This is a genomic window from Alistipes sp. DJF_B185, assembly GCF_964250025.1.
Lineage (GTDB): Bacteria > Bacteroidota > Bacteroidia > Bacteroidales > Rikenellaceae > Alistipes > Alistipes finegoldii.
In genome coordinates this window covers 151,437-170,517 of record NZ_CAXUDY010000006.1, presented here as the reverse complement: position 1 = coordinate 170,517, position 19,081 = coordinate 151,437, and the positions used below count along the sequence as shown (strand labels likewise).

15 protein-coding genes and 1 tRNA gene are annotated in these 19,081 nt (G+C 59.8%); 8 read left to right on the top strand and 8 right to left on the bottom strand.

Translation table 11 applies throughout. The annotated features are described in order from the left end of the window. Nucleotides 1–6 precede the first annotated feature (6 nt). From ACESTR_RS09920 to ACESTR_RS09905, 4 genes are all read left to right on the top strand, one after another. Nucleotides 7–2,037, top strand: coding sequence for an ATP-binding protein (locus tag ACESTR_RS09920; RefSeq protein WP_373179211.1), 2,031 nt, complete (start codon nt 7–9; stop codon nt 2,035–2,037). Between the two features lie 337 nt (nt 2,038–2,374). Next, nucleotides 2,375–3,625 carry an efflux RND transporter periplasmic adaptor subunit gene (locus ACESTR_RS09915; protein WP_279183103.1) on the top strand — a complete coding sequence of 417 codons (1,251 nt, stop codon included), beginning with the start codon at nt 2,375–2,377 and terminating at the stop codon, nt 3,623–3,625. 3 nt (nt 3,626–3,628) lie between these two features. Next, the gene (locus tag ACESTR_RS09910) at nt 3,629–6,724 is read left to right on the top strand and encodes an efflux RND transporter permease subunit (protein WP_022044265.1); all 3,096 of its coding nucleotides are present in this window, start codon (nt 3,629–3,631) and stop codon (nt 6,722–6,724) included. Next, on the top strand, nt 6,721–8,097 hold the full coding sequence (locus ACESTR_RS09905; RefSeq protein WP_014775206.1) for an efflux transporter outer membrane subunit: 1,377 nt from the start codon (nt 6,721–6,723) through the stop codon (nt 8,095–8,097). Before ACESTR_RS09910 ends, ACESTR_RS09905 begins: the two co-directional genes overlap by 4 nt. Nucleotides 8,098–8,348: 251 nt before the next feature. On the opposite strand, the gene ACESTR_RS09900 is transcribed toward ACESTR_RS09905, so the two are convergent. The 3 genes from ACESTR_RS09900 to ACESTR_RS09890 form a co-directional block, all read right to left on the bottom strand. Continuing rightward, nucleotides 8,349–8,675 (bottom strand): RNA recognition motif domain-containing protein, encoded by a 327-nt coding sequence (locus ACESTR_RS09900; RefSeq protein WP_009596802.1) that lies wholly within the window; start codon nt 8,673–8,675, stop codon nt 8,349–8,351. Between the two features lie 31 nt (nt 8,676–8,706). Beyond that, a complete protein-coding gene (locus ACESTR_RS09895; RefSeq protein WP_009596899.1) occupies nt 8,707–9,144 on the bottom strand; it encodes a cold-shock protein in 438 nt (145 codons plus the stop codon). A gap of 341 nt (nt 9,145–9,485) precedes the next feature. Further along, a tRNA-Thr gene (locus tag ACESTR_RS09890) sits at nt 9,486–9,558 on the bottom strand. A gap of 119 nt (nt 9,559–9,677) precedes the next feature. Between ACESTR_RS09890 and ACESTR_RS09885 the strand changes: the two genes are divergently transcribed. Then, on the top strand, nt 9,678–11,147 hold the full coding sequence (locus ACESTR_RS09885; protein ID WP_014775205.1) for a carbon starvation protein A: 1,470 nt from the start codon (nt 9,678–9,680) through the stop codon (nt 11,145–11,147). After that, on the top strand, nt 11,128–11,820 hold the full coding sequence (locus ACESTR_RS09880; RefSeq protein WP_009596908.1) for a hypothetical protein: 693 nt from the start codon (nt 11,128–11,130) through the stop codon (nt 11,818–11,820). The genes ACESTR_RS09885 and ACESTR_RS09880 overlap by 20 nt, the downstream gene beginning before the upstream one ends. A gap of 104 nt (nt 11,821–11,924) precedes the next feature. Here ACESTR_RS09880 and ACESTR_RS09875 read toward each other — a convergent pair whose 3' ends face one another. Genes ACESTR_RS09875 through murA form a run of 3 tightly spaced genes read right to left on the bottom strand, consistent with a single transcriptional unit; the run spans nt 11,925 to nt 14,603 of the window. Continuing rightward, entirely contained in the window at nt 11,925–12,641 is a 717-nt protein-coding gene (locus tag ACESTR_RS09875) for a FadR/GntR family transcriptional regulator (protein WP_009596814.1), read from the bottom strand. A gap of 35 nt (nt 12,642–12,676) precedes the next feature. Continuing rightward, on the bottom strand, nt 12,677–13,258 hold the full coding sequence (locus tag ACESTR_RS09870) for a thymidine kinase (protein WP_009596798.1): 582 nt from the start codon (nt 13,256–13,258) through the stop codon (nt 12,677–12,679). 28 nt (nt 13,259–13,286) lie between these two features. Beyond that, on the bottom strand, nt 13,287–14,603 hold the full coding sequence (murA, locus tag ACESTR_RS09865; protein ID WP_039939764.1) for a UDP-N-acetylglucosamine 1-carboxyvinyltransferase: 1,317 nt from the start codon (nt 14,601–14,603) through the stop codon (nt 13,287–13,289). A gap of 243 nt (nt 14,604–14,846) precedes the next feature. On the opposite strand from murA, the gene rpmH reads away from it, so the two are divergent. Together rpmH and ACESTR_RS09855 are read left to right on the top strand one after the other, a co-directional pair. Next, the gene (gene rpmH, locus ACESTR_RS09860; RefSeq protein ID WP_009596923.1) at nt 14,847–15,008 is read left to right on the top strand and encodes a 50S ribosomal protein L34; all 162 of its coding nucleotides are present in this window, start codon (nt 14,847–14,849) and stop codon (nt 15,006–15,008) included. Nucleotides 15,009–15,154: 146 nt separating this feature from the next. Next, nucleotides 15,155–15,652, top strand: coding sequence for a GNAT family N-acetyltransferase (locus ACESTR_RS09855; protein WP_009596925.1), 498 nt, complete (start codon nt 15,155–15,157; stop codon nt 15,650–15,652). 153 nt (nt 15,653–15,805) lie between these two features. Here the strand turns inward: ACESTR_RS09855 and ACESTR_RS09850 are convergent, their stop codons facing one another. Continuing rightward, nucleotides 15,806–16,372: a DUF4924 family protein gene (locus ACESTR_RS09850; protein ID WP_009596837.1), complete on the bottom strand. Its 567-nt coding sequence runs from the start codon at nt 16,370–16,372 to the stop codon at nt 15,806–15,808. 12 nt (nt 16,373–16,384) lie between these two features. Then, nucleotides 16,385–18,628, bottom strand: coding sequence for an inorganic phosphate transporter (locus tag ACESTR_RS09845; RefSeq protein ID WP_014775202.1), 2,244 nt, complete (start codon nt 18,626–18,628; stop codon nt 16,385–16,387). Nucleotides 18,629–19,081: the final 453 nt, after the last annotated feature.

The window sequence follows — 19,081 nt, the reverse complement described above, 5'->3', positions numbered from 1 at the left end:
AAAACTATGACCGGTAATCGAGCGATAAAACACTGGACGCTGCTGCTCCTGAGTTGCTGCATTCTGCTGCCCTCGCTGCTTCGGGCCGAGGAGGCCCGCGGACGGGAGAGCATTCTGATCATTTCGTCCTACAATCCCGACACGCGCCGCATGTCGAGTTTCATCACGGAATTCGAGCGTCAGGTCGTGGCGTCGGGCGTGCCGTGCGATATTTACGTCGAGACGCTCGAATGCAAGAGCATCAACGACGCGCCCCTCTGGATTTCGCAGACCGACAACCTGATAACCCGTTACGAATCCAAAGGGGGCCTGCGGGCCATCGTGCTGCTGGGGCAGGAGGCGTGGGCGTCGTTCGTCTCGCTGGGACGCATTCCCAAGGAGGTGATGTGCTTCAGCTGCTTTGTCAGCTCGAACGGCATCGTGCTGCCGCCGCCGGCCGACAGCACCGGCGTCTGGATGCCCCCGTCGATCAACTATATGAATATGGTGGACAGCCTGCACAACGTGGGCGGCCTGCTCAACAAATACGACGTGCGCCGCAACATCGAGCTGATCCGCACGCTCTATCCTGAGGTGGAGAACCTCGCGTTTATCTCGGACAACACCTACGGCGGCATCTCGCTGCAGGCGCTCGTGCGTGAGGAGATGGAGAATTATCCCGACCTGAATCTTGTGCTGGTGGACAGCCGCGACGGCGACGAGGCTTCGCATGCGGCCTATGCGTCGCTTTCTCCCCGGTCGGCCGTGATGCTGGGCACGTGGCGCGTGGGCAGCGACGGCGAATACCTCATGCAGCGTTCGCTCAACGATCTGGTGCAGCTCAACCCCCGTCTTCCGGTCTTCTCGATCACCCGCACGGGCATCGGCGACGTGGCTGTGGGCGGCTTCGTGCCCAACTACGAGAACGGGGCCAACGTCATCGCCGCCCAGATCAAGGAGTACTATAAGACCGGCAGCTTGGGCGGTGTGCACTTCCACCTCTCGGACGGCGAATATGTCTTCGACTCGCGCAAGCTCAAGGAGCTGAAGATCGCCGAATACGCCTTGCCGAAGGGCAGCGTTATCGAGGATACGGTGGCTGCCAAACTCTCGAAATATTCGCACTATATCGAGTTGCTCGTGGGCGGAATCGTACTGTTGGTGCTGCTGCTGATCTTCGTGGCGTTCCTGTTCCTGCGTACGCGGCGTCTCAAGCGCACGCTCGAAGAGCGCGAAGGCCAGCTGGTGATCGCCCGCGAGAAAGCCGAGGAGTCCGATATGCTCAAATCGGCCTTTCTGGCCAATATGAGCCATGAGATACGTACTCCGCTGAACGCCATCGTCGGCTTCTCGTCGCTCATGCAGGGCGAGGAACTCTCGCAGGAGGAGCGCGCCGAATACTGCGCCATCGTGGTCAACAATTCCGAAATGCTGTTGACGCTGCTGAACGACATCCTCGATATCTCGTCGCTCGAATGCGGCAAGATCAGGTTCAACTACTCTGCGGAGGAGATCGTGCAGATATGCCAGCATATCCTCATGACCACGGCCCATACCCGTCAGCAGGGGGTCGAAGGCCGTCTCGAATGCGCCGTCGATTCGTACATGCTCACCACCGACGTCCACCGCCTGTCGCAGATACTTATCAACCTGCTGACCAATGCGGCCAAGTTCACCTCCGAAGGCAGCATCGTACTCGGCGTGGAGATCTGTCCCGAACAGAACGAGGTGCTCTTCTCGGTGACCGACACCGGTCCCGGCATTCCGCTCGACAAGCAGGAGATGATCTTCAACCGCTTCGAGAAACTCGACGGCAACAAGAAGAAGGGTACCGGACTGGGACTGGCCATCTGCCGTCAGATCGCCATGATCTTCGGCGGCCGCATCTGGGTCGATCCGACTTATACGGGCGGCGCCCGTTTTATCTTCGCCCATCCCATCGGACTCCGGCTCCCAGAGGATCGGGAGCACCGTGAGGGGGGGGGATTTGAGCCTTCGGGAGGCGTCAAAACCCTCCGTGTAGCCGATGACGGCAGTCTGGTTCGAACCCGTCGGTAAGCCGTGAAAAGGGCTGCTGCGGCAGTCTCTTCCTCCCGAAATGTAATCTGAAAGGACCCCCGGCGGGTCCTTTTTTTTGTCGTCGGAGATGCGGCCGAAGTTCCGCCGCGGCCGGAATGTGCCCTGCAGGGCTTCTGCGCAGGGTTTTTCGGGCCGTTCTCCGGGCCGGGCGTTGTAGAATTATTCCACACGGCTGTGGAATAATTCTACACAATTTTGCATATCTTTGAGCCGCATTTGGACGGTATTTTGCTGTTAATAAATGTCTTAAACATACGGGTGCATCTTGGCGCAAGGATTGGACGATTGCTCTGTACCCTCATTTTATAAACACTCTATGAAATTTGATAAGTTGAAACCCGATTTGCAGAATCTGAATCTGGCCGGCGTGAAGAAGGCAGCTTCGCGTGCGGCCCGTGTCCGCGTGAAGCTGAGCCGCAGGCAGTGGATTGCGATAGCCTGCGCCGCGATCGTCGCGGGCGTACTGCTTGTGGTGCTGCTCCGGCCGCGGCCTGCGTCGGTCACGCTTCCGGTCGTGGCCGTAGAACCCGTTGCGACGGAAGACGTCAATATTTACGGCGATTACGTGGGCCGCATCCGCGCCCAGCAGTTCGTCGAAATCCGCGCCCGCGTCGAGGGCTACCTCGAAAAGATGCTCTTCGCCGAAGGCACCTATATTAAAAAAGGTCAGACGCTTTTCGTGATCGACCCGCTCGTCTACCGGGCGCGTGTCGATAAGGCCAAGGCGCAGCTCAACAAGGCGCGCGCACAGGCCCTCAAAGCCAAGCGCGACCTCGACCGTATCCGTCCGCTCTACCAGCAGAGCGCGGCCAGCCAGCTCGAACTGGACAACGCCATCGCTTCGTACGAGAGCGCCGCGGCCGACGTGGTGGTGGGCGAGGCCGACCTCACGCAGGCCGAAATGACGCTGGGCTATACCAACGTCAAGTCGCCCATCGCGGGGTATATCTCCGAGCGCAACGCCGACATCGGGACGCTCGTGGGACCGAACGGCAAATCGCTGTTGGCGACGGTGGTGAAGAGCGATACGGTGCGCGTCGATTTCAGCATGACGGCGCTGGACTACCTGCGCAGTAAAGCCCGCAACGTCAATCTCGGACACCGCGATACGGCCCGTAAATGGGACCCCTACATCACCGTGACGCTGGCCGACGGCTCCGAATACCCCTACCGGGGACTGGTCGATTTCGCCGATCCGCAGGTCGATCCCCAGACGGGTACCTTCTCCGTCCGTGCCGAGATGTCCAATCCCGACCATATCCTGTTGCCGGGCCAGTTCACCAAGGTGCGGCTGCTGCTCGACGTGCGTGAGGACGCCGTGGTCGTGCCGTCGAAGGCCGTGGTGATCGAGAAGGGCGGGGCCTACATCTTCGTGGTGCGTCCCGACAGCATCGTCGAGAAGCGTTTTATCGAAACGGGACCCGAAATCGGACAGAACATCGTCGTCGAGCGCGGACTGGTGTCGGGCGAAGACATCGTCGTGGAGGGATACCACAAGCTCCAGCACGGCATGAAAGTCGAACCGGTCGTTACGCGGCGCGAGGAGGAGACCGAAAATCAGCAGTAACCTATGAAAGCGGACTTTTTTATCGACAGGCCCGTCTTTTCGACGGTGCTGTCCATCATCATCGTGATCGTCGGCGGCATCGGCCTCGCCCTGCTGCCCGTCGATCAGTACCCCCAGATCGTGCCGCCCGTGGTCCGCATCTCGGCCTCCTATCCGGGCGCCGACGCACAGACCGTGACGCAGGCCGTGGCCACGCCCATCGAGCAGGAGCTGAACGGCACGCCCGGCATGATCTACATGGAGTCGTCAAGCTCCAATTCGGGCGGTTTTTCCGCCACGGTGACCTTCGATATCTCGACCGATCCCGATCTGGCGGCCGTGGACATCCAGAACCGCCTGAAGAAGGCCGAAGCGCGTCTTCCGGCCGAGGTGGTGCAGAACGGCATCTCGGTCGAGAAGCAGGCGGCCAGCAAGCTGATGACCATCACGCTGCTGTCATCCGACCCCAAGTTCGACGAAATCTACCTGAGCAACTACGCCACGCTCAACGTGCTGGACATGCTGCGCCGCGTGCCCGGCGTGGGCAGCGTCTCGAACGTCGGCAGCCGCTATTACGCCATGCAGATATGGGTCATGCCCGACAAGCTGGCCGACCTCGGCCTGACGGTCAAGGATTTGCAGAACGCGCTCAAGGACCAGAACCGCGAATCGGCGGCCGGCGTGCTGGGGCAGGCCCCCATGAACGGCATCGACGTGACGATTCCGATCACGGCGCAGGGCCGCCTGTCATCGGTCAGCGAATTCGAGGATATCGTCGTGCGGGCCAATCCCGACGGTTCGATCATCCGTCTGAAGGACGTGGCGCGCATTTCGCTCGAAGCCTCCTCCTACAGCACCGAGAGCGGTATCAACGGCGGGAACGCCGCCGTCTTGAATATCAACATGCTTCCCGGTGCCAACGCCATGGAGGTCGCCGGTTCGGTCAAGAAGGTCATGGAGGAGATCCGTGCGAATTTCCCGGAGGGAATCAGCTACGAGATTCCGTTCGACATGACCACCTATATTTCCGAGTCGATCCACCACGTCTACCGGACGCTTTTCGAAGCGCTGCTGCTGGTGATTCTGGTGGTCTTCCTCTCGCTGCAGAGCTGGCGCGCGACGCTCATCCCGATCGTGGCGGTCCCCATTTCGCTGATCGGCACCTTCGGCGTGATGCTCGTCTTCGGCTTCTCGCTCAACATGCTGACGCTGCTGGGACTGATTCTCGCTATCGGCATCGTGGTGGACGACGCCATCGTGGTGGTCGAGAACGTGGACCGCATCATGAACGAGGAGCATCTTTCGCCTTACGAAGCGACGAAGAAGGCGATGGGCAGCCTGAGCGGCGCACTGATCGCCATGTCGCTCGTGTTGTGCGCCGTGTTCGTCCCGGTGAGCTTCCTTGCGGGAATCACGGGACAGCTTTACCGCCAGTTCACCATTACGATCGCCGTTTCGGTGATCATTTCGACGGTCGTGGCGCTGACGCTCAGCCCCGTGATGTGTTCGCTTTTCCTCAAACCCGAAAGCGGGGAGAAGAAAAACCGGTTTTTCCGCCGCATCAATCTCGGACTGGCGACGGGCAACAGGTTCTACGGCCGGATGATTCGGGGGGCGCTGAAGCACTCGCGGCGCATGCTGGCCGCCTTCGGCATCGTGCTGGTCGGCATCTGGCTGATGAACCGTCTGGTGCCCCAGAGCTTCATGCCGCAGGAGGATCAGGGCTATTTCACCGTGGAGTTGGAGCTCCCCGAAGGGGCGACTATCGAGCGTACGCGCGAGGTGACCGACCGGGCCGTCGAGTTTCTGATGAACGATCCCGACGTGGAGTACGTGCTCAACGTGACGGGTTCGAGTCCCCGCGTGGGCACCAATCAGGCGCGCAGCCAGCTGACCGTGATCCTCAAACCGTGGGGCGACCGCGATTCGGACGGCCTGAGCGAGGTGATGCAGCGCGTGCGCGCCGAGATGTCGCGCTATCCCGAAAGCCGGGTCTACCTGTCGCGTCCGGCCGTGATTCCCGGTCTGGGCAATTCGGGCGGTTTCGAGATGGTGCTCGAAGCGCGCGGCAATACGACCTACGCCGAGCTGCAGCGCGCCGTCGATACGCTGATGCGCTATGCCGCGCAGCGGCCCGAACTCACGGGGCTCTCGTCGTCGATGCAGGGCGATATCCCGCAGCTCTATTTCGACGTGGACCGCGACAAGGCGCAGCTGCTGGGCGTCTCGATGTCGGACATTTTCTCGACGATGAAGGCCTTTACGGGGTCGATCTACGTCAATGACTTCAACATGTTCAACCGCATCTACCGCGTTTACATTCAGGCCGAGGCTCCCTACCGCGCCCAGCGCGACAACCTGAACCTCTTCTTCGTGCGCGGGGCGGGCGGGGTGATGATTCCCATCACGGCGCTCGGCACGACGCATTATACCACGGGTGCGGGCAACATCAAGCGCTTCAACATGTTCAACTCGGCGACCATTTCGGGCGAAGCGGCCCACGGCTACAGTTCGGGGCAGGCGATGGACGTGCTGGAGAGCATTGTCCGCAAGCACCTCCCGGCATCGGTCGGCGTCGAGTGGAGCGGACTCTCCTATCAGGAGAAGCACGTGGGCGGACAGACCGGGCTGGTGCTGGCGCTGGCCTTCCTCTTCGTCTTCCTGTTCCTCGCCGCACAGTACGAAAGCTGGTCGGTGCCCGTGGCGGTCATCCTGTCGCTTCCCGTGGCCGGCATCGGCGCCTATCTGGGCATCTGGATCTGCGGGCTGGAGAACAACATCTATTTCCAGATCGGACTGGTGATGCTCGTGGGGCTGGTGGCCAAGAACGCCATCCTGATCGTGGAGTTCGCCAAGGAGGAGATCGAGAAGGGACGCGACGCCGTCTCTGCGGCCCTTACCGCGGCGCACCTGCGCTTCCGCCCGATCGTGATGACCTCGCTGGCCTTCATCCTCGGCCTGCTGCCGCTGGTCTTCGCTTCGGGACCGGGTTCGGCCAGCCGTCAGGGCATCGGCACGGGCGTCTTCTTCGGCATGCTGGTCGCCATTACCGTCGGCATTGTCTTCGTGCCCTTCTTCTTCGTGTGGATTTACAGGATCAAAGCAAAACTGAAACGATGAAACGACTTACGATAATCATTCTGCTGGCCGCAGCGGCCGGAATGGTCTCCTGCTCGGCCGTGCGGCACTGCAAGGCGCCCGACGTCGATCTGCCGGAGCGCATCGCCGGGGAGGATTCCGACTCCCTGACCGTTGCCGACGTGCAGTGGTGGCGGTTCTACGGCGATTCGACCCTCTGCCAAATCATCGAACGCACGCTGGACAACAACCGGGACATGCTCGCCGCCGCCGCGCGCGTGGAGCGCCTGCGGGAGCTGTACCGGGTGAGCCGGGCCGAACGCCTGCCGTCGGTCACGGGAACCGCTTACGGCGACTACGAGACCAACGACTACGCCGGTGAAAAATCGAGCCGCGACCCCGGATTCGGGGCCAAAGTCACGCTCAGCTGGGAGCTGGATTTGTGGGGCAACCTGCGCTGGGCCAAACGCAAAGGGGGCGCCGAATACCTCGCTTCGGTCGAGGACCGGCGGGCGATGCGCATGACGCTGGTGGCGTCCGTCGCCGCGGCCTACTTCAACCTCATCGCGCTGGATAACGAGCTGTCGATCGTGCGGCGTACGCTCATTACGCGCAGCGAGGGACTCTATCAGGTGCAGCTGCGGTTCGAGGGCGGTCTCACCTCCGAAATGGTCTATCAGCAGGCGAAGGTGGAGTACGCCTCGACGGCCGCGCTGATTCCGGACCTCGAACGCAAAATCAAGATCATGGAGAACGGCATCCTGCTGCTCATGGGTGAAAATCCCGACCGGCGGGTGGTGCGCGGCAAGATGAATACCGATGCCGAATTCGCTGACAGCCTGCCCGTCGGACTGCCCTCCGGGCTGTTGCAGCGCCGTCCCGACGTCCGGTCTTCCGAGCAGCGGCTCCGTGCGGCGATGGCTGCAGCGGGCATGGCCTACGCCGACCGGTTTCCGCGCCTGACGTTCAATCTGACAGGCGGTCTCGAAAACGACGCCTTGAGCGGATTTTTCCGTTCGCCTTTCTCGTATGTCGCCGGGACGCTCGCTTCGCCGATCTTCGGTTTCGGCCGCAAGCAGGCCCGCTACCGTGCCGCGCTGGCGGCTTACGACGAAGCGCGTCTGGCCTACGAGCAGAAAGTCCTGACGGTCTTCAAGGAGGCCGACGACGCTGTGATCACCTATCGCAGCGCCCGCAAAACGGCGGCCTTGAAGCTGAATCTGCGCGATGCGGCGAGCAAATACGTCGAGCTGGCGCACCTGCAATACCGTGCCGGAAGCACCAATTACATCGACGTGCTGGACGCCCAGCGGCGCTATTTCGACGCCCAGATCGGCCTGAGCAACTCCGTGCGCGACGAGCATCTGGCGCTGGTGCAGCTCTACAAGGCGTTGGGCGGCGGCTGGACCGAATGACTTGGCGTTACAGATATGGACGAGGGGCGTAGTCATAGACCTGCGCCCCTTCGTCTGTTTTCTGTCGTATCTCCGGTGTTTCCCGGTCTGCAGCCGGTCGTGTCCCGCGATCGGCCATGTGCTCCATAGCCGGTCATGCACTCTGCGATTGGCCGTACGCTCCGGGATTCGCCGGCCTTGGGCATCGAAAAAGCCGCAGGAACCTGTCGAAACAGACTCCTGCGGCCGGATTGTGGAATTATATTCCCGGTTTAGAACCGTCTTTTGCCGTAACCGTCGCGGTTGTAGCCACCGCCGCCGCGGTTGCCTCCGTAACCGCCGCCGTTGCCGTGTTCGGTCTTGGGGCGGGCTACGTTTACGATGATCGTCATACCCTCGAAATCGGTGCCGTTCAGGGCGTCGATGGCGCTCTGACCTTGGCCCTCGTCGGGCATCTCGACAAAGCCGAAACCGCGCGAACGTCCGGTCTCCCGGTCTGTGATGATGTTAGCCGAAGATACCTCTCCGTATTGTGCGAAAAGTGCCTGCAAACTCTCGCCTGTCGTGCGGAAGTTCAGTTTTGAAACGTAAATGTTCATCTGTCTTTTGATTATGTGAAATGATGCTTGTTTATTTTGCGTATGCTATGTTGACCGCATTGAGTCCCCGTTGACCGCGTTCCGTCTCGAAGGTCACCAGCGCGCCTTCGGCGATGTCGGCCGGTGCGTTGCTGATGTGGAAGAAATATTTCTCCGTACTGTCGAGGTCCTTGATGAAACCGTAGCCTTTGTCTGTGTTGAAATGTTCCACGCGTCCCCGCAGTGCGACCGGCTCCTGCTCCTCCTTTTTGGGGACGAATACCGCGATGGTCTCCGCATCGACCTTCGGTTTGCTGCTCATGTCGGGCGGCGTGTCGGTAATCATGCCGTTCGCATCGACATACGCGATCATGTCGTCGAGCGAGCTGCCGCCCCTGTTGGCTTTGCGTTCCTCTTTGCGCTGTTGCTTCTCTAACTTCTTGCCTTGTTTTTTCTTCTCTAATTCTCTTTTGCTGAATGAAATCGCCATTAATTATATGATTAAAATGTGTTTGTTCCAGGCTTTCGCCGCCGTTGCCGCACGCCGCCGGATATGCTCCGTGCCGCGCTGTTGCTGGAGCGAGTCGGTATTCGAACAAAAAAAGTCGGTTTTGAAGGCTGAATCAGCGATGGAGAAGACCTGCTAAAGATAAGCGGGACAGTGTATTGCCAAGAAAGTTACAATATGAACTCGATTGTCCGGGTTGCCAAAGATAGGCATTATAATCGGAATATCTGCATTTATTTGCAGATATTTCGCTGCCGGTGCATTTCGGCGCTTTGGGCGGGACTTCTCCGATAAAAAAAAGCCACCGCTTTTGCGGTGGCTTGAGCCGAAACCGGGACTTGAACCCGGGACCTCTTCATTACGAGTGAAACGCTCTACCAACTGAGCTATTTCGGCTTGCCGGGAACATTAAGTTCCCTTTGGGACTGCAAATATCTGAAAAATATTTTTTTCAAACAACAATTTTTCAAAAATTCTCACATTTCTTACTATATTCGTGCAAAACTAACCCGATAATGATCACTTTTCTGGTGTGCCTTGCGCTGCTGGTGGCGGCGTATTTTACATACGGACGTTATCTGGAGCGTCTTTGCGGGGCCGATGCAGGGCGTCCCGTGCCTTCGGCCGTGTCGTTCGACGGCGTGGACTATATTCCGATGCCGATGTGGAAGACTTTCCTCGTCCAACTGCTCAATATCGCCGGTCTGGGGCCGATTTTCGGCGCCGTGCTGGGCGCGGCCTACGGTCCCGTGGCGTTTCTCTGGATTACGTTCGGCGGGATTTTCATGGGCGCGGCCCATGACTTTATCGCCGGCATGATCTCCCTGCGCAATAACGGCGCGAGCCTTCCGGAGACGGTCGGCACCTATCTGGGCAACGGCGTCAAACAGCTGATGCGCGTCTTTTCTGTCGGATTGATGGTGCTCGTGGGCGCGGTGTTCCTCTCGCAGCCCGCTTCGCTGATCGCCAACCGCATCGACGCTCCGGCGCTTTCGGGAATCGTCTTCGGCGATTTCTCGTGGCTGCTGCTGATCGTTCTGGGCGTCATTCTCGTTTATTATATCGTGGCGACCCTGCTGCCCGTCGATAAGATTATCGGACGCATCTATCCGGTTTTCGGCTGTGCGCTGCTTTTCATGGCGCTGGGAATCCTTGCGGTACTGCTTTTCAGCGGGAAATATACGATTCCCGAATTCACCTCTTTCCGGAACCAGATCGCCGATGCGGCGCGGTTTCCGATCGTGCCGATGCTCTTTACGACCATCGCCTGCGGCGCGATTTCGGGATTTCACGCCACGCAGTCGCCGCTGATGGCCCGCTGTCTTGGCTCCGAGCGTCAGGCCCGGCCCGTGTTTTACGGCGCCATGATCTCCGAGAGCATCATCGCCCTGATCTGGGCGGCTGTCGCCATGGCGTTCTGGAACGGCGTCGGAGGGCTGAACGCCGCGATCGCCGAATACGGCGGACAGGCGGCCGTGATGGTCGACGCGATCGCCCGCGACACGCTGGGCGAGGTGCTGGCCGGGTTCGTGATTTTCGGAGTCGTGGCCTGCGCGATCACTTCGGGCGACACGGCCTTCCGCTCGGCGCGGCTGATCGTCGCCGACTTTATGGGCGTCGAGCAGCGGAGCCTGCGCAAACGCATCTGCATCAGCGTTCCGCTCTTCGCTGCAGGTCTCGTAATCATATTCTGTCTGCCTTTTCAGACAATGTGGAGCTATTTCGCGTGGATGAACCAGACGCTGGCGATGGTCACGCTGTGGATGATTACGGCTTTCCTGAACCGGCACGGCCGCAACCGCTGGGTGGGGCTGATTCCGGCGACGGTCATGACCTACGTATGCTCGTCCTATGTCTTCGTCTCTCCGCTCATGTGCGGCATGCGCGACCGTGCGGCGGCCTACCTGCTGGGCGGGGCGGTGACACTCGTATTGTTGATAATTCTAATTTTTAAAATGCGGCGCGATGCAAAATCCCTGCCTTAACCCGACTGCCGACCAGACCTACGAGGTAATCGGCGAGGGACCCTATAATTTTGCCAAAGTACTGGCCCGTACCCGCGAAATGGAGCGTGCCGGAAATGTCGAGGAAGCCTGCAACGAGCGGTTTCAGGCCTTTCAGCGTTTTGCCGAGCTGGTGCCGGAGGACGAGGAGGTGAATCTCGAATGGAACCACCGCAATTCGCGCGCGGCCCTCGAACTGATTCGGGCGTCGGCCATCGACCATTTTCTGATCAACGACTTCGAAATGTCGGCGGCACTGCTCGAATTGCTGCTCGAACTGGACCCCGAAGACCATCTGGAGGGGAGTGAACTGCTGGCTTTCGATTATCTGGCCATGGACGAGCAGGAGTTGTTCGACGAGGTGATCAACGACGTGTCGGACAAGTATGCCAGCCGCGAAATCCTGCTGCTATGGTCGGCGTTCCGCCGCGGCGGGAAGCTGCCCGAAGGGGAGTTGCAGCGCTTCAAAACCCGCTTTGCGCCCTATTTCGCCGAATTTACGGCCGAGGAGCATCCCGCCGACGAGACTTACCTGCGCGATATCGAGAGCGAACGCCCTTCGCTTCGGGCGCAGGCCCGCGAATTGTGGTTGCAGACCGAAAACCTATGGTGTCTCTGGCCCGGATTCATCGGGGCGCTGCGCGCGGCCCGATGACGAACGGCAGGAGCTGAGGCGTCGCAGGGGGTGACGGCGGGTGACGGCATTGCAGGGACGGAGACGTCGCAGGCTCCGCCCCTCCGGCCGCATGATCTCCGGCGCTATTTCTTGTGGCGTTCCAGATAGATCGAATAGAGCCTGAAATGCTCTTCGATCGCCTTTTTGTACCCTTTCAGGTCGCGGTTTTCGATGTATTTCAGCAGGTCGCGGTGCGTCACCAGCGCACCGGCCCGCTCCAGCTCCTTTTCGATCGGTTCCAGAAAGTCGCGGTACTTCTCCTTGACGAAATCCAGCACGGGATAGATGATGTCCTGAAATTCGGTGATGATCTTGTTTCCCGTGATTTCATAGAGTTTGGTGTGGAAACGGTGTTCGCTGACCGGGGCGTATTTATTGTTGCCGATGACCTGACTCATCTCGACGATCTCCTTCAGTTCGGCGACGTCGGCGTCGGTGAGGTTGCGGAAGATGTTGTCGCTGATGCCGATTTCGAGCGCCACGCGGAATTCGAGGATGTCGCAGAGCGTCGATTCGTTCATCAGCAGCGGATTGATGCACCGCTTCATGCCGCCGAGCAGCGACGGCTCGCCCAGCACCATGCCTTTCTTGGTGCGCGAGACGATCATGCCGGTCATCTTGAAGCGGCTCAGCGCTTCGCGCAGTACGGCCCGGCCGACGCCCAGCGACGCCGCGAGTTCCATCTCGTTCGGAATGCTGCATCCGGGGCGCAGACCCTGTTCCTTGAAGTAGGAGATCAGACTCTCCTCGACGCTGTCTACGAGCGTGGTGTTGTGGTTGGCTAACTTCAGTTCTTCCATGCGCGGGTGTCTCTTTGCCGGCGGGGCTTGTGCGGCTATTCGGTCTCTTTCCGGTTTCGGACCAGCTCCTTGAAGCAGTGGCGGCAGATCGCCTCGTAGGAGTCGGTTTCGCCCAGCATGACCAGCTTTTCGTCTTGCGTAAGGCGGTGCGAATGGTGCGCGAGGTTGCCGCAGCGGACGCAGATGGCGTGGACCTTGGTGACGTATTCGGCCGTGGCCATCAGCGCCGGCATCGGGCCGAAGGGCTTGCCGGTGTAGTCCATGTCGAGTCCCGCGACGATGACCCGCACGCCGCTGTCGGCCAGCTCGCGGCAGACCTCGATGATGCCGTCGTCGAAGAATTGCGCCTCGTCGATGCCCACGATATCGACGTCGGAGGTCATCAGCAGGATGTTCCGGGCCGAGTCGACCGGCGTGGAGCGGATGGCGTTGGCGTCGTGCGAGACGACCTCCTCTTCCGAATAGCGCACGTCGATGCGGGGTTTGAAGATTTCAACCTTCTGGTTGGCGAATTTGGCGCGTTTGAGACGGCGTATCAGCTCTTCGGTCTTGCCTGAGAACATCGAGCCGCAGATTACTTCGATCCAGCCTTTGCGGCTGGCGTTTTCCAAGAACATAAATCAGAGTATCGTTTGTTTCGGTTTGTTATTCGCACTCGTCGAGGCGGGTGATGCGGGCGCCGAGGGCGTTCAGGCGGCCGTCGATGTCGCGGTAGCCGCGGTCGATCTGGTCGATGTTCTGGATCGTCGAGACCCCCTCGGCCGACATGGCGGCGATCAGCAGCGCCACGCCCGCGCGGATGTCGGGCGAAGTCATGCGCGTCGCGCGCAGGCGTATGCGGTGGTCGTGGCCGATGACCGTGGCGCGGTGCGGGTCGCAGAGGATGATCTGCGCCCCCATGTCGATCAGTTTGTCGACGAAGAACAGACGGCTTTCGAACATCTTCTGGTGAATCAGCACGGCGCCCTTGGCCTGCGTCGCCACCACGAGGAAGATCGACAGCAGGTCGGGCGTGAGTCCCGGCCACGGGGCGTCGGCGATGTTCATGATCGAGCCGTCGAGGAAGGTCTCGATCGAGTAGTGGTCCTGCCGGGGAATATGGATGTCGTCGCCCTGCTGTTCGAAGCGGATGCCCATGCGGGCGAACTGCGCCGGGATGATGCCGAGGTTCTCGAACGAGACGTTCTTGACGGTCAGCTCCGACTGGTTCATGGCGGCCATGCCGATGAAACTGCCCACCTCGATCATGTCGGGCAGCAGCGTGTGCTCCGTGCCTCCGAGCGAATCGACGCCCTCGATGGTCAGCAGGTTCGACGCTATGCCCGAAATGCGCGCTCCCATGCGGTTGAGCATCTTGCACAACTGCTGCAGGTAGGGTTCGCAGGCGGCGTTGTAGATCGTCGTCGAGCCTTTGGCCAAGACTGCGGCCATAACGATGTTGGCGGTACCCGTCACCGAAGCCTCGTCCAGCAGCATGTAGGTGCCCTTCAGCTCTTTGCCTTCGACCATGAAGAACTCGTCGGCGATGTCGAAGTTGAATTTCGCGCCGAGCTTCTGGAATCCGATGAAGTGGGTGTCGAGCCTGCGGCGGCCGATCTTGTCGCCGCCCGGCTTGGGGATGTAGCCCACGCCGAAGCGGGCCAGCATCGGGCCGATGAGCATCACCGAACCCCGCAGGCGCGTGCAGCGCCGGCGGTAGTCCTCCGTGCGCAGATATTCGAAGTCGATCTCCTTGGCGCAGAAGCTGTAGGTGTCTTCGGCGAGCTGTTCGACCTCGACGCCCATGCGGCGCAGCAGCTCGATGAGCTGCATGACGTCCAGAATCCGGGGGATATTGTGCACCGTGACCCGTTCGGGAGTCAGCAGCGTGGCGCAGAGTATCTGCAACGCCTCGTTTTTGGCGCCTTGGGGCGTAATGCTACCGTGAAGGCGGTGGCCTCCTTCGACTTTGAAAATTGCCATATGCGTGATAATTAACTGCGGGACCGTGTTTCCCGCCGGATTCCGCTCCCGGCGGCGCAGCCGCAGGATGTGCCGTCGGCGGGCTTTCGTCCCTCCTCTTCTTGACAAAGTTAAAAAGATTTCGTGCTTTTTGCCCGGCTTTTTTGAATTATTTTCGTGAAAAATTTTTGCGGATAACTTTTTTGTTGTACTTTTGCAATCCGTAAAAATGTCTGAAACAATAAAAAGTATATAGCTATGGCAATGAAGAGAACTTACCAGCCCTCGCGCCGGAAAAGAATCAACAAGCACGGTTTCCGCAGTCGTATGGAGACGGCGAACGGCCGTAAGGTGCTGGCTGCACGTCGCGCGAAAGGTCGCAAGAAGCTGACCGTATCGGACGAATCGACGTTCAAGTACGCTTAGTTCCCCGTTAGGAAAGAGTGAAAGCCGACGCAAAGTCGGCTTTTTTTGTTTATCTTTACCGCCGGCCGCCGGCCTGATGCCGGAAACTCGTTGCGGGGTCTCTCCGCGGGAAACTGCGGGCGGCGCAAACCGTAAAACCGTTGAAGATGCTTACTATCAGACGAGCTGTGGAGACCGACTGCGGACTGATCCGCAGTCTGGCCGACGAGGTGTTTCCGGCGACTTACCGCGAAATTATCACCTCGTCGCAAATGGATTACATGATGAAGTGGATGTATGCGCCCGAAGTCTTGCGGCGTGAGATGCGCACCGGGGTTGCGTGGTTCATCGCCTCGTCCGACGGCGAACCGTGCGGGTACCTTTCGGTGCAGCAGGAGGCCGAAGAGTTGTTCCATTTGCAGAAAATCTACGTGCTGCCCCGTTTTCAGGGTCTCGGCGTCGGGGAATTCCTGTTCCGCCATGCTGTGGAATATGTTCGTTCGGTGCATCCCGCGCCCTGCAGGATGGAGCTGAACGTAAACCGCAGCAACCGTGCAGTGCGTTTTTACGAGAAGATGGGCATGCGCAAGCTCCGCGAAGGCGATTTCCCGATCGGCGACGGCTATTACATGAACGATTACATCATGGGGCTGGAGATCGAATAGCCGCTCCGTATGTGTCGGAGAGGGGGGCTTTTCGCCGGATGATATAAAAGGATGTCTGAAAAGACATCCTTTTTTAAGATCGGTGCCGGTGCTTGTTTCCCGGTCGCCGTATGTCGCCATGGCGACATACGGCAGCCGCGGGAAAGTCGGCCGTTATTTGCCCTCGGCCGTCTTGAACAGATCGACTTCGCCGCGCTCGACCTTGCCGTGCATGTCGGCCAGCTCGGCGATTACCGGAGAGATGAATTCGAGCGTGTCGGCGACGGCCGACTTTTCGCCCTCGCCCTTGATGCGATAGAGCATGGCGGCGTACAAGGCCCTGAAGCACAACTCCGTGTCGTTCATGCCCGGATTGCCCAGCACGGCGCGCAGGCGCGGCAGTTCGGGTTCGAGACGGGCGTATGTCCTGCGGTAGTGCTCGCCGACGGGGAGCTTCATCAGCTGCAGGTGCAAATCGTGCAGGTCGCCGATCAGGTGGAGCGTATGTTCCAGATGCCCTTTTTCGTCTTTGCCCTCCTGATGCAGCAGGTTGGCGATGTCCATGTACCAGAGCAGGAATACGTGCTTCTGCTCGTCGGCGATGTCCTTGCGGGGGGCTATGAGCGTCGAGAAGATCGCTTCGGGGCTGAATTGCAGCGCCCGCAGCAGGTCCTCCAGCTGCCAGAGGTAGAGGATGTATTCGGCGATGTTTTCCCGGCGTTTGGCTTGTGCTATGTCCATGCTGATCCGCGCTTATTTGGTCGGTTTGATCCACCGCTGCGGCGCGCCCGCACGGTGTTTGAGAAAGTACTGCTGCGATTTCAGGAGGTTGCGCGACTGCAGCACCATGTTCTTGGTCTCGGTCAGGATCGTCAGGTAGAGCATCGACGCCTTGGTGTTGGACCGGGCTTCGTTGATGCGCCCAAGCTCCGATTTGATGGCCTCGGCGATCGACTCGAACAGCTGGTCGCGCAGCGCCAGCACCATCTCGATCTCCGTGAAGTCGCCGTCGCGCAGCATCTGGTTGATGTGACGGTAGATCGACTCCACGTCGTCGTTGATCGACATCAGGTCCTTGGCCTGCTCCTTCGACAGTCCTTCGTGGTTGTTGTCGATATGTTCGAACGCAGGGCGCGTGATGTGCATCAGCGCCTTGGTCATTTCGTTGAGGTAATCCACCACCTGCACGTAGTAGTGGGCCGTGTTCACGTCGCCGCTCTGCAACTTCTTGAGCGTGGGCAGCAGCGTGTATTTGCGTTCGCGCGACTGGTAGAAGAGGTCGTTCGACTCCTTGACCATGTCGCGCAGCACCTTGCGGTTCTCCTTGAAGACGGCGATCAGCGTGCGGTCGTAAATCTTCGTGGCGCACTCCATCGTGTGGCAGACCTCTTCGCGCAGGTTAGCGATGATGTCCTCGTTGGTGCGCGTGTCGGCGTTGGCCGCCGTGGGAGAGGCGGATTTGCCTTTTTTCAGGAAGTTGCTGTGGATGAGCATGTAGCCGCACAAGAGGGTGACGATGACGAATGCGACGGTTCCGCCGTAGATCAGGGCCAGCCCCACGACGAATGCGATCAGGAATCCGCCCAGTGCCGTGATGAACCAGCCGGCGACGACGGTCATGACACCCGAAATGCGGTATACGGCGCTTTCGCGGCCCCATGCGCGGTCGGCCAGCGACGAACCCATGGCCACCATGAAGCAGACGTAAGTCGTCGAGAGGGGCAGTTTGAGCGACGTGGCGATGGCGATCAGCATGGCCGAGGTCGTGAGGTTTACCGTGGCGCGGATCATGTCGTACGGCGCGCCGCTGTGTTCGATGTCCTCGTATTCGAAGCGGCGCGAAATGGCGGCCCGCACGCGCGGCGGGATGACCCGTTCGATGCCGGCGTTGATGTTGAGCGCCGCGCGGACGATCGTGCGCGAGAGGACCGACGAACCGTACTGCTCGGTGCCTTCGTCGCCCTGCGCCGAGAGCGACAGCTCGGTTTCGGTGACGTGCATGGCCTTTTTCGAGGTCCAGAGCGTGAGTATCATGATGGCGCCCGCGGCCAGCAGGATCAGGAAGTTGGCCGGAACGTTGTCGTTCAGCACGCCCATCAGCATTTGGGAATCGCCGCTGTGCCGGGCGATCGAGTAGGCGTCGAATCCGGCGACGGGTACGCCGATGAAGTTCACCAAGTCGTTGCCCGCGAAGGCCAGCGCCAAGGCGAAGGTGCCCGAAAGGATCGTGATGCGCAGGATGTTGATCTTGAACCGCTGTATGAAGAAGAGCAGCAGTGAGCAGACGACCCAGCAGATCAGGAGCGACAGCAGCAGGTGATTGTCCACCATCGTGACGAAATCGTGTCCCGCCAGAATGGATTTAAGCCCTTTGAAGACGGCAAAGTAGACGATCGCCGTCAGCGAGGCGCCGCACCACATCGACCCGAAGCGGCGGAACGGAAGCGTGTAGCGGAACGAGAAGATCGTGCGCGAGACGTACATGACGAAGGTTCCGCAGGTGAAGGCGATGACCACCGACAGGAGGATCGCCGAGACGATGCCCATGGCGCGGGAGGTGTTGATGAACTGTCCCAGCGCGCCGACGCCGAGATCGGGGGTGTTCGAGATTTTGTAGATCGACACGGCGATGGCCGATCCGAGCAGGCAGAAGATCAGCGATACGGTGGTCGAGGTAGGCAGTCCCCACGAATTGTAGAGGTCCAGCAGGATGATGTTGGCGAACATCACGCCCAGATAGAGCATCATCACTTCGTGAAAGGTGAAGAGTCCGGGGTTGAACATGCCGCTGCGGGCCACCTCCATCATGCCGCTCGACGTTACTACGCCGATGATGATGCCGATCGAAGCGACGAGCAGGATGGTGCGCATGGGTGCGGCTTTGGAGCCGATGGCGGAGTTGAGGAAATTGACTGCGTCGTTGGTGACGCCGACAAAAAGACCGGATATGGCGAGAATGCCCAGAATGCCTACAATGACAGTGTAGATCTCACTCATGTTAGGGTTTAGTGCAAATTGTGAACAAATTTACGCCATTTTTCCCGATGAAACGGTTTTGCCGCCGAATATTAACATTAATTTAACATGGAGTTTCGCGGATGCGGCGGTAGAATTGACGCTCCAACGCAGAACCGGATGAATGAGCGGGCGCCGTGCTTTCCTCATGCCGGATTTTTCTGCCGTGTTTCTGCGTTGCATTCGGATAACAGCCGGAGAAAATGCCGTCCCGGCGCGTCGTTCCATGAAAAAAGGGCAGGACCCCTCGGTCCTGCCCGCTCTTTTCGGCCGGAACCGTTTGTCCTGCCCTTTCTCTTCGGCCGGGGCCTACTCCTCGTCGGTGTCGGTGTAGGCCTTCAGCAGCTTGTCCTGCACGTCGGCCGGAACCGTTTGTCCTGCCCTTTCTCTTCGGCCGGGGCCTACTCCTCGTCGGTGTCGGTGTAGGCCTTCAGC